The following is a 14608-nucleotide window of genomic DNA, read 5'->3' as shown; positions in this document are numbered from 1 at the left end:
GCGTCCTGCGGCCGAAGAAACGGTCTCAGGGGATCAACTTATCCAGGTTCTTTGTTCCCTGAGCACAACGCCGCAAGGGCGGCGAACATCAGATCGAGGGCTGATGCAACACCTCGTGAGCGCGTCGGGTCACCACTTCGGAGATCCGGCGCAAGACGGGTGACGACAGTTTCCACTGCTGCCAGTACAGCGGAACGTCGTCCACGAAGTCCGGATCGAATCCGATCAGCACTCCGCCGCGATCGTCTTCGCCGCACTGCAGGTCCGGTATCAACCCCCACCCGTATCCCCGTCTGACGGCGTCCGCGAAGTCTGCCGATGACGGAACAAGATGGCGAGGCGGATCTGCCGGGTGGCCGACCTTTTGATCGAGGTACCGATCCTGCAGCAGATCCTTGCGATTGAACACCACCAGCGGCGCCTCCGAAAGAGATTCGGCCGTGACACCATCTGCGAACCAGCGACGGCAGAACTCTGCGCTCGCCATCGGCCGATACCGCATGATGCCCAACCGACTGGAGGTACACCCTTGAATCGGTGACGCAACCGACGTGACGGCAGCCATGACCGAACCGTCGCGCAGCAGTTCGGTGGTGTGGTCTTGATCGTCGAGATGAAAATCGAAACTGACTTCTTGCGTGAACTCCGCGAGGGCCCCGAGAACCCAAGTGGACAGCGAATCGGCATTGACCGCGATCGAGACGCGGGCGAAGGTGTTCGAACCGTTTTCCAAACCGAGTTCTCGCACGGTGTCACGCGACAGTGCGTCTATCTGACGGGCAAGACGCAGGACTTCTCTCCCGGAATCGGTGACCTGGATGGGTTTGGTGCGCTGCACCAGGATCCGGCCAACCGAGGTCTCGAGAGCTTTGATTCGCTGGCTGACCGCCGAAGGCGTGATGTGTAACTTCCGCGCCGCCGCCTCGAAGGTTCCCTCGTCGACCGCAGCGTGCAATGCCCTCAGTTGCTCGAAATCCAACATAATCTGAAGCTACTCTGATGCGTCCTAAGAATCATTAGCTGGACTGAATGATATCTGCGCGGCAGGCTCGACAACATGCTCAGCACCAACGACCCTGCGTCGGCCCTCGTCGGTTTCGGAGTCGGACTGTCATTGATCGTCGCAATCGGCGCCCAGAATGCGTTTGTTCTTCGCCAAGGTCTGACGCGATCGCACGTACTCCCGATCGTCGCAGTGTGCGCGTTGTCAGACGCAATTCTGATCCTTGCAGGCATCAGCGGAATCGGGACCCTCCTCGAACACGCACCGTCGCTGATCACGTTCGTTCGTATCGCCGGTGCGGTCTTCCTCCTCAGCTATGCAATCTTCGCCGCCAAGCGGGCGCTTCGACCCCAGACGCTGGCGCCGGATCAGCACGGCAACGGTTCGAGGCTGGCCGCCGTCACGATGGCATTGGCTCTCACCTGGCTCAATCCACATGTTTACCTCGACACCGTGGTGCTCATGGGTTCAATTGCCAACGGTCGCGGCGAAATCGGACGTTGGTGGTTTGCGGCCGGTGCCATCACCGCGAGTGTGGTGTGGTTCAGCGCCCTCGGTTACGGCGCACGTCTGCTGACGCCGCTTTTTGCGAAACCCAACGCCTGGCGGATTCTCGACGCTCTGATCGCCGTGATGATGGCGGTTCTCGGAATCAGCCTGCTTGTCGAATTGTGACTCGGCTGCACAACCTCGATCCGACACTGCGGGTATCGGGATGGGTTACCGTCCAAGGTGAGCAAGCTCAATTCACCTGTCGCGAGTTGTGACCATCAGGTAGGGCTGATCACGATGACCGAGGACGACGGCGGCACCGAACCGCGTGACTCCAACCGCGGACTGAGTTTGCTGTGCCTTCTCGCTGCGGTCGCCGGCGTCGGGGTCGGATTTGTCGGCGGCGCATTCCGTTGGTGTCTGATCAGGGCCGACGAACTCCGTCGGACGATCGTGAACTGGGCGCATCACGTTCCGTACGTCGGGTGGCTCGTACCGGTCGTCCTGGTGGCCTTGTGCACCGTGCTGGCCGTACTGATCGTCAGACGAGTACCCCTCGCAAAGGGAAGCGGCATCCAGCACGTCGAGGCGGTGTCCCGCGGCGAAGCGAAACCGCCGGGAATCAATCTCGTGCCTGCCAGATTCATCGGCGGCCTCTTGGCGATCGGCTCCGGTCTGGTTCTCGGCCGCGAGGGCCCCACCGTACACATGGGTGCGGCGATCGGGGCAGAAGCGGGACGGCGGGCCCGCCTTGCCGAACCGGACGTCGCCATGCTGCAAACATCCACGGCCGGAGCAGGACTCGCCGTCGCGTTCAACGCGCCGATCGCCGGGGCACTGTTCGTCTGCGAGGAGGTGACGCACTCATTTCGGCTGCGCACCGTGCTGCCAACACTTTTCGGTGTTTCGGTCGCGGTGGGCTGTGCACGACTTGTCATCGGTGACCAACCCGATTTCGAGGTCGGCACCGTCCCGACGCCTCAACTCGCACTCTTGCCGCTGTTTGTCGTCTTCGGAATCCTCACGGGGTTACTCGGTATCGCCTACAACCGCTTGATTCTGGGTCTACTCGACGCCGTTGCACGACTCGACAGGATCCCGCCGACTGTCATCGGCGCAACGATCGGCGCCACCATCGGCCTGACGCTGTTCCTCGACCCGCTGGCCAGTGGGGGCGGCGACGTTCTTGCACAGATGATCGTCAGCGGAAGGACCTTCGTACTGCCGATCCTGCTGCTGTACTTGGCGGTTCGGTTCTTCACTGGCCCGCTCTCGTATGCCGCTGGAACCCCCGGCGGACTGTTCGCTCCCTTACTCGCACTCGGTGCACTCTGGGGGTCGATCTTCACCGGACTGTCGAGCTTCGTGCCCGGAGTGGACGCCGGGCTCACGGTCACCATGGCCACCATCGGCATGGCTGCCTTCTTCGGCGCTGTAGTGCGCGCACCGTTCACCGGCATCGTGATCGTGGTCGAGATGACAGCGGTGACGTCGACGCTAATTCCGATGCTCGCTGCCACTGCGGCAGCGGTATTCGTCGCCACCGCGGCAGGGTCGGCACCTATCTACGACAGTCTCCGAGAACGGATGTTGGAAACTCGACACCCACCTCTGCGATGATCACGATCGACATCGTGCCCGACCAATGCGTAGGCAGAGGAGCATTCATGACCCCACAAAGTCTTCACCGAGATAGGCGCGTCGGGTAGCGTCTGGGACCTACCGTCGACCGTTGAATCACTGCGAAACGAACCCATCGACAGCGACGGCATCGAAGTTCACAACTTGACCGGTCGCATCATCGACGACGGATACGTCCTGACACAGTGGGATTCACTCCGTGGCGTGCGTCGAGCGCGGCGCACATCCCTGTGGCGCCGCGCCCCGGCCGGATGGCAACTGGTACACCATCAAGGCACCCCGCTCCACTGATTACGCACCGCAAAATCTGCGACAACTCTCTAGATCAAGGGTGTTCCGACGTAGTTCTCGGCGATCAGCGTTCGTCCGGCGACCGAACGCGTGACCATGTCCAACTCGGCCAGTTGACGGCGATGCCCGAAACCGCTGTCGCCTGGCAAGCGATGGAGCATCGACGACATCCACCACGAGAAGTGCTGCGTCCGCCACACACGCGGCAGCACCGTTTCGGTGTACCCGTCCAACATCTTTCGGTCGGACGAGGTGAAGAAACTGTCCATTGCCTTCGCCAGAGCGTAAACGTCGGCGATCGCGAGATTCATTCCCTTCGCACCGGTCGGCGGCACGGTGTGCGCCGCATCGCCGGCAAGAAACAGGTTGCCGTGCTGCATCGGTTCGCATACGAAGCTTCGGAACTGAAGGATCGACTTCTGAAAGATCCTGCCGTCCTTGATCTCTGCGCCCTCGCCGTCGACGCGCATGTGCAGCTCGTCCCAGATTCTATCGTCGGACCAGTTGTCCACGGAGTCGTCCGGATCGACCTGAAGATAATGACGCTGCACCTCGGGAGTCCGCGTGCTGATCAGTGCAAACCCACGCTCATGGTTGGCGTAGATCAATTCTTCCGATGACGGCGGAGCCTCGGCCAGGATGCCGAACCACGCGAAGGGATACTGGCGGAAATGATCCGTTCGGATCGACGGTTCGGGAATCAGCTTTCGCGTTTGCGTACGTGATCCGTCGCAACCGGCCACCAGGGCGCACTCGAGCTTCTGGTCGTTTCCGTCCGAATCGACAAAAGTGATACTCGGGCGATCCGATTCGTGATCGTGCACTTTCGCGTCGGACACTCCGAATCGAATGTCCCCGCCGTCAGCGAGACGTCGCGCGATCAGATCCTTGAGCACCTCGTGTTGCGGATACACCGTGACTGCGCGCCCGTCGGTCAGTTCGTCGAACGCGATTCGGTGCCCTCGCCCGCCGAATCGCAGCTCGATTCCGTGATGTTCGAGGCCCTCCCGCTTCAGTCGATCACCGAGTCCGGTCTCGACCATGAGATCAACCGTGTTCTGTTCGAGCACGCCGGCACGAATGGTGCCTTCTACCTCTTCACGGGTGCGACATTCCAGGACTACCGAATCGATTCCCTTCAGATGCAACAGATGCGAGAGCATCAACCCGGCGGGACCACCACCGACGATTCCGACCTGGGTGCGCGAAGAAGACATACAGAGAACTCCTGAGGTGAGTGACGATTGAGACCACCATCGACCACGACCACTCCCCTGCACAGCTGCAATTTCACTCAGTGAAAGACTGAAATAGAGCTACTCGAGCCCGCCGCCACCGAGCCCGCGTGATATTCCACGGGCGGCCGCGACCAAGGCCGGCAGTAACGGAGCTGGATCCTGCTCCACCGGAACAACTGTCGAGACCGCTGCGACGACATTGCCGCCGGCATCGCGTACCGGAGCGGCGACGGCAAGGGTTCCGACGTTCAGATACTCACGGCAGACGACAAATCCGGTGCGTCTGATCTCGTCGAGAGTTGCTCGCAAAATCCGCTCGGACGTAATGGTTTTGGGAGTGAACGACTCGAGACCGGCCTGGAGGACGTCGTCGAGAAGCTCGGTTCCGCCGTGCGCGAGGAGAATCAATCCACCGCTGGACGCGTGCAACGGCAATCTTCCCCCGGCCCGACCGACAACGGTGACGGCACTACGCGAGGACAAGCGCTCGAGGTACAGCGCCTCGGTACCCTCACGAACGACCAACTGCACATTCTCCCGGGTGACCTCGTACAGGTCCTCGAGAAACGGCAACGCCACCTGTCTGAGCCCGTGCGCCCCGGGAGCAAGAGCGCCGATCTCCCACAACCGCACTCCGACCTGGTACTTGCCGTCACTCCGACGCTCGAGTGCGCCCTCAGCCACCAACTGCCCACACAGCCGATGAACGGTGGGCAGAGGTAAACCGCTGCGACGACTGATCTCCGACTGCGTCAACCGCGGCGATTTCGCGTCGAAGGCACCGAGCACGATAAATGCCCGGCCGATCAACGAACGGTCGCCTGATGCCATTCACACAGTGTGACAGGGCAGTGCCACTAAGAATCCACTGTGACTGGCATCAGGCGAAACGTGTTCAGGCGGTGCGGAGCTACGCGGAGTGCGCCAATTCCGGTTCGCGTTCGGTCACCGGCGGCGCGGCCTCGATCTTCATCGGTTCTTGCGCGTAGTGGAAGTGCGGACGACGGTGACCGATGAACGAACCGAACCACGACATCACAGCGACGTACCGGTTGCGGAAGCCCACCAGATACATCACGTGCACGGCCAGCCACATGAACCAGGCGATCGTGCCCTTGAACTCGACCTTGCGGACGCGACATACAGCGCTGAATCTGCTGATGATCGACATGCTGCCCTTGTCGAAGTACTTGAAAGGCGTTCCGGCCTTGACCTTTCCGTTCACAGTCTTCGCGGCGTGACGGCCACCCTGCATCGCAACGGGCGACTGACCGGGCAGACCGTTGAGCGAAGTCATGTCGCCGATGGCAAAGACGTTGGCGAACCCGCCGACGGTCAAGTCCGGATTGATGAGCAGACGACCTGCGCGGTCACTCTCACAACCGGTTGCCTCTCCGAGCACTGCGGCGAAGTCGTTGGCGCGTACACCGGCCGACCAGATGACGGTCTCGGCGTCGATGCGCTTCTCTTCCTTGGTCTTTGCCGAAGAGACGGTGACACCATGCTCGTCGATGGCGGTGACCATGGTGTTGAGGACTACCTCGACACCCGACTTCTCGAGCGAGGCCTGCGTGTACTCACTGAGCTTGCCGCCGAAGGCCGGAAGCGCAACGCCGGCGCCTTCGACCATGGTGACCGTGACCTCGTCGGCACTGATGTTGTTGATGGCCTTCGCAAAGTAGCGACGCGCCAGTTCCTTGATCTGTCCGGCGAGCTCGACGCCGGTCGCGCCGGCACCCACGACAACGAAGCTCAGCAGGTTACGGCGAACCAGCGCGTCGTTGGTGGTGTGCGCTTCCTCGAAGCAACGCAGGATCTGCTTACGCAGTACCTCGGCGTCCTCGACGGTCTTGAGCTTGTAGGTGACCTTTTCGAACTCGTCATGCCCGAAGTACGCCTGCGTGGCACCGGTGGCTGCAATGAGCGAGCGGTACCCGAGCGTGTGGCGGGTGCCCGAGGCTTCGTAGACGACGGTGTTCTCTTCGGCGTTGACCTCGACGACGCGGCCGAGGCGGACGTCGGCGTTGGGGTACTTCTGCAGGATAGTGCGGATGGGCGGAGCAACTTCGCCGGCCGACAGGACACCCGTCGCCACCTGGTAGAGCAACGGCTGGAAGAGGTGCTCGGTGGTGGCGGAGATGAGAACGAACGGCGTCTTGGACTTCGCGAGGGTCTTGGCCGCGGCGAGGGCTCCGAATCCCGAACCGACGATCACAACCTGAGTCTTCTCGTGTCCAGTCGCGTCGATGTCGGCGCGACCCGCAGCTGTTCTATCCACAACGAACTCCTCAACCAAATTGAAAGTATGACTATTACGGTATGGACTGATCATGGGTCGGGTCCAGCTAGCTGGAGTATTCGCAAGACTGTTATCTCGATTGCTCATAAGTAAGCTGTCCTCATGGACTTCCGCCAACTCAAGTACTTTCTCGTCGTGAGCGAGGAACTGAGCTTCAGTCGCGCCGCCGAACGCTGCTTCATCTCGCAGTCGGCGATCAGCCATCAGGTCGCACGACTGGAGAAGGAGCTCGGGGCGACACTCTTCGAGCGCTCGACCCGGGCGGTTCGCCTGGCCCCGGCAGGATCGCGACTGGTGCCCATCGCGCAGCAAGTCCTCAGTCTCGAAACGATGGCGTACTCCGTCGCACGAGACCCGAGAGCCCGGATCCGAATCACGGGAAACATGAGCTTTGCCGCTCAGACGCTGGACGCCATCGCACACGTGCGCGAACTTCATCCGGACCTGGACGTCGAGTTCGTCATCAAGAGCTTTGCCCACCGCATGGATGCTGTGGCCTCCGGTGACGCGGACATCGCCCTGATTCGCGGCGGCGTCGACCGCCCCGGACTCGAACCCTTGGACCTCGGCGTCGAAGATCTTCTCGTCGTCATGTCGAGCCGACACCCCCTAGCCGGCCAGCAAAGCGTCGACCTCAATGATCTGGCCGCATATCCCCTGCTCCTGCCGCCGCGCCAAAGTCAGGTGCTCATTCACAAGGTGGTCGAGGACGCATTCCGCGAGATCGATCGACGCGTCCAACTGGGCCCCGCAATTCCGAGCGATCACACAGCCACGCTGGACGTGATCACCAACCCGCGCGCCTGGACCCTGCTCTATTCGATCACCGCAGGCGAATCTCCGCGCGCTGGAATCAGCTTCATGCGAGAATCGCACGGCCGCTTGCGAATTCCCGTCTCGGGAGTGACCCGCAGCGGCGCTACCCACTCCGCCGAGTTCGCCGATCTGATCCAAGCACTCAAGGACGCCATGAATCCGTCTTTCACTGAGTGAAAGTGCGATGGCGATCGACCCCCCTCACAGAGCAACGTGATGAACAACCATGTGATGCGGCGCGCGGTTGCATCCCTTTACCGAGGAGCGGCCATGACGCGTTTGCTGAGCGAATCTGTGTGGGAATCGAAGATCTTCGACGGCGAATGGGTTCGCGGTAGCGCCGACGATCGTATTGTCGTCGAGCCGGCCACCGGCAAGCAGTTGACGACGGTCGGCATGGCAACACCCGACGACGTGGCAGCCGCTGCAACAAAAGCTACTGCAGCTCAGAAGGATTGGGCGGCAAGACCATACACTGAACGAGCCGCCGTTCTACGCCGCGCCGGTCAACTGTTCGAGCAGTACGCCGACGAAATTGGCGAATGGGTAATCCGCGAGGCCGGCAGCATCCCGGCCAAGGCCGGGCTGGAAACCCATACCGCTGCCGAAGAGTGCTACAACGCAGCAGCTTTGGCCGCACACCCTGTCGGCGAGGTTCTGCGCTCGGAGCAACCTCGGCTGAGCTTCTCTCGTCGCGTACCCGTCGGAACCGTCGGCGTCATCGCGCCGTTCAACTTCCCCATCATTTTGTCGATCCGTGCAGTCGCTCCCGCACTGGCGCTGGGCAATTCGGTGATTCTCAAGCCTGACCCGCGCACGGCGATCTGCGGCGGTGTGGTTCTCGCTCGCATCTTCGAAGAAGCAGGCTTGCCCGCCGGAGTGTTCAGCATGCTGCCGGGCGGCGCTGACGCCGGTGAGGCAATCGTGGTTCATCCGAGCGTTCGCGTCATCGCATTCACCGGGTCGACCCGAGCTGGACGCGCGGTCGGCGAACTGGCGGGCCGCCATCTCAAGCGCGCTCATCTTGAACTCGGCGGCAACAATGCGCTGATCGTCATGGATGACGTCGACCTCGAAAAGGCCGCATCTGTCGGCGCTTTCGGATCGTTCATGCACCAGGGACAGATCTGCATGACCACCGGCCGCCAACTGGTCCACGAAAGTATCGCCGCCGACTACACCGCACTCCTTGCCGAACACGCCGACAAGCTTCCGGTAGGCGACCCGTTCACCGGTCAGGTCGCACTCGGACCCATCATCGACGCCAAACAACGCGACCACATCCACTCTCTGGTCAACGGAAGCATCGCGGCCGGAGCAAAACTGGCTGCCGGCGGCACCTACGAGGATCTCTTCTACCGGCCCACCGTGCTAGCCGACACCCCACTCACCGCGCCTGCCTTCGCCGACGAGGTCTTCGGGCCGGTCGCACCGGTGACCCCCTTCGCCACCGTCGAACAAGCCGTCGCCATAGCCAACGATTCCGAGTACGGGTTGTCGCTGGGCATTCTGACCTCCGACGCGATGCGCGGACTCGAACTCGCCCAACAGATTCCCACCGGCCTGGTCCACATCAACGATCAGACGGTCGGCGACGAAGCCGTCATCCCGTTCGGCGGCATGGCGTCTTCGGGTAACGGCGGCCGTGTCGGCGGTATCGGTGCAAACCTCGATGCCTTCACGGAAACACAATGGGTGACGGCGCAAAGCGCACTCCCGGTATACCCCTTCTAGAACGAATTCACAGGGCATGTCCCACTCGGTCGCTGACCAGCATTGACGGGATCGATCTCGCGGACTTACCATCCAGAGAAAATTACTTCGCCACATTAAGCATTTTCTCTTGTTGTTCCCGAGAAGGACCCGTTGACGAACACAGTTACGACGAGCAGTGCCGCGAGCCCCAGCGCCACGCCAACTGCCACCGATTCCCCGGACCAGTCCGTAGCAAGATCGCCGCGCCGGGAGGCCGTGATCATCGGCGCTTTGAGCCTGGCAGCGATGATCGTCTCGATGATGCAGACGCTGCCGGTTCCGATCCTGGGACGGATTCAGTCCGACCTCGGAGCCTCGTCCGCCGGCGTCAGTTGGGTGACGACGGCGACCCTGCTTTCCGCTGCCGTCTTCACTCCCCTGCTGGGACGCTACGGCGATCAGCACGGCAAGAAGCGCACCTTGGTCGGCGTCCTCGTCGTCATGGTGATCGGTTCGATTGTCGCGGCATTGGCGCACAATCTGCCACTGCTGATCCTCGGCCGTGTACTCCAGGGAACAGCCACCGCGATCTTCCCTCTCGCACTCTCGGTCTTGCGCGAAGAGATACGACCACAGAAGCTTCCCGGCGCCATGGCCCTGGTCAGCGGAACTCTCGCGTTCGGCAGCGGTCTCGCCCTCGTGGCCACCGGTCTGCTCACATCGGCTCCGGATGCCGACTACCGCAACGCCTTCTGGATGGCCACCGGATTCGCAGTGCTGGCCTTGATTGCCGTCGCCACGCTGGTCCCGCCCACCACGCACAAAAGCGGTGGGCGCGTGGACCTCATCGGTGCGCTGAGTCTGGGCGCGGCACTACTTCTGCTTCTTCTGGCGATTTCTCAAGGCCACCAATGGGGGTGGTTGTCACCCTTGACCGTCGGTGTTTTTGTGGCCTCGATCGTGATGTTCGCAGTCTGGGTATGGATCGAGAAGATCGTCGACGAACCGCTTGTCGACATGCGGATGTTCGTCCACCGCCCGGTGATGATGGCAAATCTTGCCGGCGTCGTGGTGGGCTTCGGCATGTTCGCGAACTTCCTCGGGATCTCGTATCTCGCACAACTTCCCCGCGATCTCACCGGATACGGCTTCGACGCGAGCATTCTGCGTGCGTCGGTCGAATTCCTGCTGCCTGGCGCGATAGTTTCGCTGATCGCCGCCCCGATCGGCGGTCGTCTCATCAGGCTGCGTGGGCCGCGATTCGTTCTGGGACTCACTGCGATCCTGGGCGCGGTGCCGTTTGCGTGGCTCGCGTTCGACCACACCCACACCGCGTCGGTCATCGGTGCGGGCATGGTGATCGGCGCCGCCCTGAGCCTCGGCTATGCAGCCATGCCCGCCATCATCATGTCCAATGTGCCGCATCATCAGAGCGGCATCGCCAACGGCATCAACTCGATCTCACGTTCCACCGGCAGCGCCATCGGCAGCGCAGTAGTGACAACGATTCTGGCGTCGATGACAATCGCGAACCTCCCCGAAGGGGTTCCGGCGATGCCAAGCGAATCTGCCTTCACCGTCACGTTCGCGACCGCGGGCGTTGCCTTCGTTCTGGTGGGACTGGTGGGGTGGCTGGGGCTGCGACCGGCACGCTCCCCGTCCGCTTCCGAACAACCTCCCGCTGCGTGAGATCGGTAGTACCGCAGAGACTTAGACGGAACGTAGCCTGCGCACATGGCAGGTGAGACTCTCTACGTGATCGACCGGATCGTCACGAATCCCGGATGCGGGCAGAAGTTCGTCGACGAATGGCGTGCCGGCTACCTGCCGAACGCCCGGCGACGCAGCCTGACCCTCGACAACATACTTGTCAGTCCGCCGTTGTGGTCCGAGTACGAACCGAACGTCGTCACTATCACGTGGACCGTCGACGGAGCCTCCGGTTGGTGGGCAATGACTCGTCTGAGTCGCGGCGACACCACGCTTCGGCAGTGGTGGGATGCCATGGAACCACTCATCTGCGAACGTAGCCGCACCATGGCTGCTGCTGCCGACGACGTCGAGGCACTGGCCGATGTATAACGTCACGAGGGTTGTTTTTGCTGCCGACAGCACGGACTCGGACGGCTGGGCGAATGCGGTGAACACCATTGCGGCAGTGGCAGAATCGTCGGGCGCAGTTCGCCATCTCGTCACCGCTACTCTGCCCGGCGCCATCAACGGCGGAGATCTGATCGTTTATCTTCAGTTCGCGAATGAAGCCGCGTGGCGAGCCGTTAGCGATTCCGTCGACGCAGAACTTCACCACGATGCCATCGAACGCTTTCACGGCGCCGAGTACGTTTCCGGAACCGAGGGTCGCTCGCGCGCCACGGGCCCGAACGGGGTGTACCGAGCGCTGCTGATTCGCGTTGAACCCACTACCTCCGAGGACGAAATCGAACAGTTCGAAAGTGACCTGCTGAAGATGCCCGGGCATATCTCCTCTATCGCTGCCTGGCGACTCAGTCGGGTGAGTGCGGCGACCGGCGCAACACCTGCATGTGACGAAGCACCGTGGACCCATGTGTGGGAGCAGGAGTTCACCGACCTCGAATCACTGCAGACCCAATACCTCGATCATCCGATCCACTGGGGCGTCGTTGATCGATGGTTCGATCCCGAATGCACCGAAGTCATTGTGCGGGAAAGAATCTGCCATACCTTCGGTGAACTGGGCGACGAGATCCTATCGAGCGGCGGCTGATACCTCGCGGATCATCGCCCAAACTTTCTGGCGTGCCGGCTCTGTGAGCGACAATGACGGAATAGTGAGGAACCCGTGAAACAACCCGTCGAAGCGATGATGCTGCACGGGGACGCCGGCCGAGGCAAGCAGTTTCGCGTACTCGTCACCGGACGAGCACGGCGGATCCAGCTCGGCTGTCACGACAACAGCCGCGGGAAGATCGGCGAACGACTCTGTCCGAGTGGGTATCACCCGCACGTCATCTCGGCGTTCGGGAGCATATTGGTCCCAGTACCACTTCATGGCCGTGGTCGTGTTGTAGTGGTCGGTACCGTAGAGACGGTAGGACTCGGTGTCGAAATCGTCGTCGATCACCGGATAGATGAGAACCTGCGCCGCAACCGCCGGCCCCCCACGATCGCGGGCGGCGATGGCAACTGTCGCAGCAAGATTGCCGCCCGCGCTGTCGCCGGCAAGGACTATCTTGCTCGGGTCTGCGCCGTACTGTGCCGCGTGTTTCGCCGCCCACTCCAATGCGGCGTAGACGTCGTCGTGTGCTGCCGGCGCGGGGTGCTCAGGGGCCAGACGATAATCGACGGAGACGACGACGGCGCCAACCCCTTCTGCCATGGACCGGCAGAATTCGTCATGGCTGTCCAGGTCACAGAACACGAAGCCTCCGCCATGAGCGAAGACGACCAGCGGTATGGCGTCGGAGGAAGTGTGCGGGCGGTAGACACGGATCGCCAGATCTCCACCGGGGCCCTCGATTGCGAGATCTTCGACCGTACGCAAATCGGGAAGCCGCTCCAACGGGGCGCGTCGATTCCGAAGCAGAGCACGTAACTCCGACGGCTCGAAGCTGGTGACATCCGGAAATGCGGCGTTGAGCGTGGCCAGCATGGTGATGACTTCCGCGTGAATTGTCATGTGCACTCCTGATCTCGGACGTCGGCATCCGCCAAGGTAGATCGCGCGCGGCCGAGTGAGAACACACCTTCCCGATCAGTGGTCTGTTTGGTCGCGAGAAGCGGTGAGAAACAGAAAGGGAGACCACACCTCGTTGTGTGGTCTCCCTTTTCGATTCGGTTCAGCCGATCAGGCGTCAGCTCCTACTGCGAGCATCCACCTTGTCGTCATCGTCGTCGTGCTCGCCGGCAGCAAGTGCGATGTCGGAAGACTCGACGCCCCCATTCGGGCCTGTCTTCTCGAGGTCGACCGGTGCCTCACCGGACGCAACCTCTTCGGCCTCAGGCTCTTGCGGTAGCGGTTTCTTGAGGCTCAGGATGATCGAGCCTGCCAAGACCACGATGATCACCGCGAGGCTGACCAGCGAGGGGATCTCGGGGATCGACGTGCTGATCACCTTGTGGCTGGCCTGCATGATCAGCTTCACGCCGATGAAGGCGAGGATGATCGACAGACCCTTGGAGAGGTAGTGGAACTTCTCGAGCAGACCCGAGAGCAGGAAGTACAGGGCACGCAGACCCAGGATCGCAAACGCGTTACTGGAGTACACGATGAACGGGTCGTCGCTCACTGCCAGGACTGCCGGGACGCTGTCGACTGCGAACACGAGGTCGGCGGCTTCGATGGCGACGACGACGGCGAACAGCGGTGTTGCGACGCGCTTTCCGGCTTCCTTGACGAAGAACTTGGTTCCCGCGTATTCCTCGCGAACCGGCATGATCTTGCGCAGCAGGCGAACTGCCAGCGACGTACCCGGATCGAAGCTCTCGTCGTCGTCCTTGAGCAGCTTGTAAGCGCTGTAGAGCAGGATGGCGGCGAAGACGAACAGGACGGCCGTGAACTTGCTGACCACGGCAACGCCGGCAGCGAGGAAGATTCCGCGGAAGATCAGGGCGCCGATGACACCGAAGAACAGCACACGGTGCTGGTACTCACGGGGCACCTTGAAGTAACCGAAGATCAGGGCGAACACGAAGAGGTTGTCGACCGAGAGGCTCTTCTCCAACAGCCAGGCTGTTGTGAATTCGACGCCCGAGTTCACCCCCAAGGTCAGGGTGACAACCACCGCGAACACGAGAGACAAACCGACCCAGAGTGCACTCCACCAGGCCGCTTCCTTGAAGCCGATGACATGCGCGCCGCGGTGGGCGAGCAAGTCGATGAGCAACATGACGACGATGACTGCGGCGAACGCGGCCCACGCCCACATGGGAACGTTCATCGCTGACCACCTACCCGAATGGCACTGATGACTGCGGTCACGGGGAGCTCCTTCACTGGGTTCGGACGGCCGTCTCGCCGTCTTCTCCAGTGTTCCTTGCCGACTTCTATCCATCCCTGTCGAAATATCGACGACTTTTGTATCTAAAGTTGCCGAGATCATGCAATCTAAAGGTGTTGCATCCGAAACCGCCGTTGGAAGGCAACTTGTTCTA

14 protein-coding genes are annotated in these 14608 nt (G+C 61.7%); 8 read left to right on the top strand and 6 right to left on the bottom strand.

Translation table 11 applies throughout. The features are described 5' to 3' along the window. Positions 1–88 precede the first annotated feature (88 nt). The gene (locus EEB12_RS17625; RefSeq protein ID WP_020909504.1) at positions 89–982 is read right to left on the bottom strand and encodes a LysR family transcriptional regulator ArgP; all 894 of its coding nucleotides are present in this window, start codon (positions 980–982) and stop codon (positions 89–91) included. Between the two features lie 75 nt (positions 983–1057). Between EEB12_RS17625 and EEB12_RS17620 the strand changes: the two genes are divergently transcribed. From EEB12_RS17620 to EEB12_RS17610, 3 genes are all read left to right on the top strand, one after another. Next, entirely contained in the window at positions 1058–1678 is a 621-nt protein-coding gene (locus EEB12_RS17620; RefSeq protein ID WP_020971145.1) for a LysE/ArgO family amino acid transporter, read from the top strand. Positions 1679–1792: 114 nt separating this feature from the next. Continuing rightward, positions 1793–3115, top strand: coding sequence for a ClC family H(+)/Cl(-) exchange transporter (locus EEB12_RS17615; protein ID WP_141488694.1), 1323 nt, complete (start codon positions 1793–1795; stop codon positions 3113–3115). Between the two features lie 72 nt (positions 3116–3187). Beyond that, positions 3188–3427, top strand: a complete 240-nt coding sequence (locus EEB12_RS17610; protein WP_135000518.1) for a nuclear transport factor 2 family protein — start codon at positions 3188–3190, stop codon at positions 3425–3427. 29 nt (positions 3428–3456) lie between these two features. Here the strand turns inward: EEB12_RS17610 and EEB12_RS17605 are convergent, their stop codons facing one another. The 3 genes from EEB12_RS17605 to EEB12_RS17595 form a co-directional block, all read right to left on the bottom strand. Next, a complete protein-coding gene (locus EEB12_RS17605; RefSeq protein ID WP_141488225.1) occupies positions 3457–4644 on the bottom strand; it encodes a 4-hydroxybenzoate 3-monooxygenase in 1188 nt (395 codons plus the stop codon). Between the two features lie 99 nt (positions 4645–4743). Beyond that, positions 4744–5496, bottom strand: coding sequence for an IclR family transcriptional regulator (locus tag EEB12_RS17600; protein WP_141488224.1), 753 nt, complete (start codon positions 5494–5496; stop codon positions 4744–4746). Positions 5497–5575: 79 nt separating this feature from the next. Next, complete coding sequence (locus tag EEB12_RS17595; protein ID WP_019745793.1) at positions 5576–6943, bottom strand: NAD(P)/FAD-dependent oxidoreductase; 1368 nt, start codon at positions 6941–6943, stop codon at positions 5576–5578. 123 nt (positions 6944–7066) lie between these two features. On the opposite strand from EEB12_RS17595, the gene EEB12_RS17590 reads away from it, so the two are divergent. The 5 genes from EEB12_RS17590 to EEB12_RS17570 all read left to right on the top strand — a co-directional run bounded on the left by EEB12_RS17590 (position 7067) and on the right by EEB12_RS17570 (position 12221). Continuing rightward, positions 7067–7957: a LysR family transcriptional regulator gene (locus EEB12_RS17590; protein WP_019745794.1), complete on the top strand. Its 891-nt coding sequence runs from the start codon at positions 7067–7069 to the stop codon at positions 7955–7957. Positions 7958–8050: 93 nt separating this feature from the next. Continuing rightward, positions 8051–9514: a benzaldehyde dehydrogenase gene (locus EEB12_RS17585; RefSeq protein WP_141488223.1), complete on the top strand. Its 1464-nt coding sequence runs from the start codon at positions 8051–8053 to the stop codon at positions 9512–9514. A 132-nt stretch (positions 9515–9646) separates the two neighbouring features. Beyond that, entirely contained in the window at positions 9647–11164 is a 1518-nt protein-coding gene (locus tag EEB12_RS17580) for an MFS transporter (protein WP_030243841.1), read from the top strand. Positions 11165–11209: 45 nt separating this feature from the next. Further along, positions 11210–11557 carry a hypothetical protein gene (locus tag EEB12_RS17575; protein WP_019745797.1) on the top strand — a complete coding sequence of 116 codons (348 nt, stop codon included), beginning with the start codon at positions 11210–11212 and terminating at the stop codon, positions 11555–11557. Next, a complete protein-coding gene (locus tag EEB12_RS17570) occupies positions 11550–12221 on the top strand; it encodes a Dabb family protein (protein WP_042953197.1) in 672 nt (223 codons plus the stop codon). Before EEB12_RS17575 ends, EEB12_RS17570 begins: the two co-directional genes overlap by 8 nt. Here the strand turns inward: EEB12_RS17570 and EEB12_RS17565 are convergent. Both EEB12_RS17565 and EEB12_RS17560 read right to left on the bottom strand, forming a co-directional pair. After that, positions 12204–13133 (bottom strand): alpha/beta hydrolase, encoded by a 930-nt coding sequence (locus tag EEB12_RS17565; RefSeq protein ID WP_031330713.1) that lies wholly within the window; start codon positions 13131–13133, stop codon positions 12204–12206. The genes EEB12_RS17570 and EEB12_RS17565 overlap by 18 nt on opposite strands. Positions 13134–13308: 175 nt before the next feature. Beyond that, positions 13309–14394: a TerC family protein gene (locus tag EEB12_RS17560; RefSeq protein ID WP_141488222.1), complete on the bottom strand. Its 1086-nt coding sequence runs from the start codon at positions 14392–14394 to the stop codon at positions 13309–13311. Positions 14395–14608: the final 214 nt, after the last annotated feature.

Origin of the sequence: Rhodococcus sp. WS1 (assembly GCF_003797745.1) — a bacterium.
GTDB classification, from domain to species: Bacteria; Actinomycetota; Actinomycetes; order Mycobacteriales; family Mycobacteriaceae; genus Rhodococcus_F; species Rhodococcus_F erythropolis.
The sequence above is the reverse complement of the archived record's forward strand: the minus strand, read 5'-3'. Positions and strand labels throughout refer to the sequence as shown.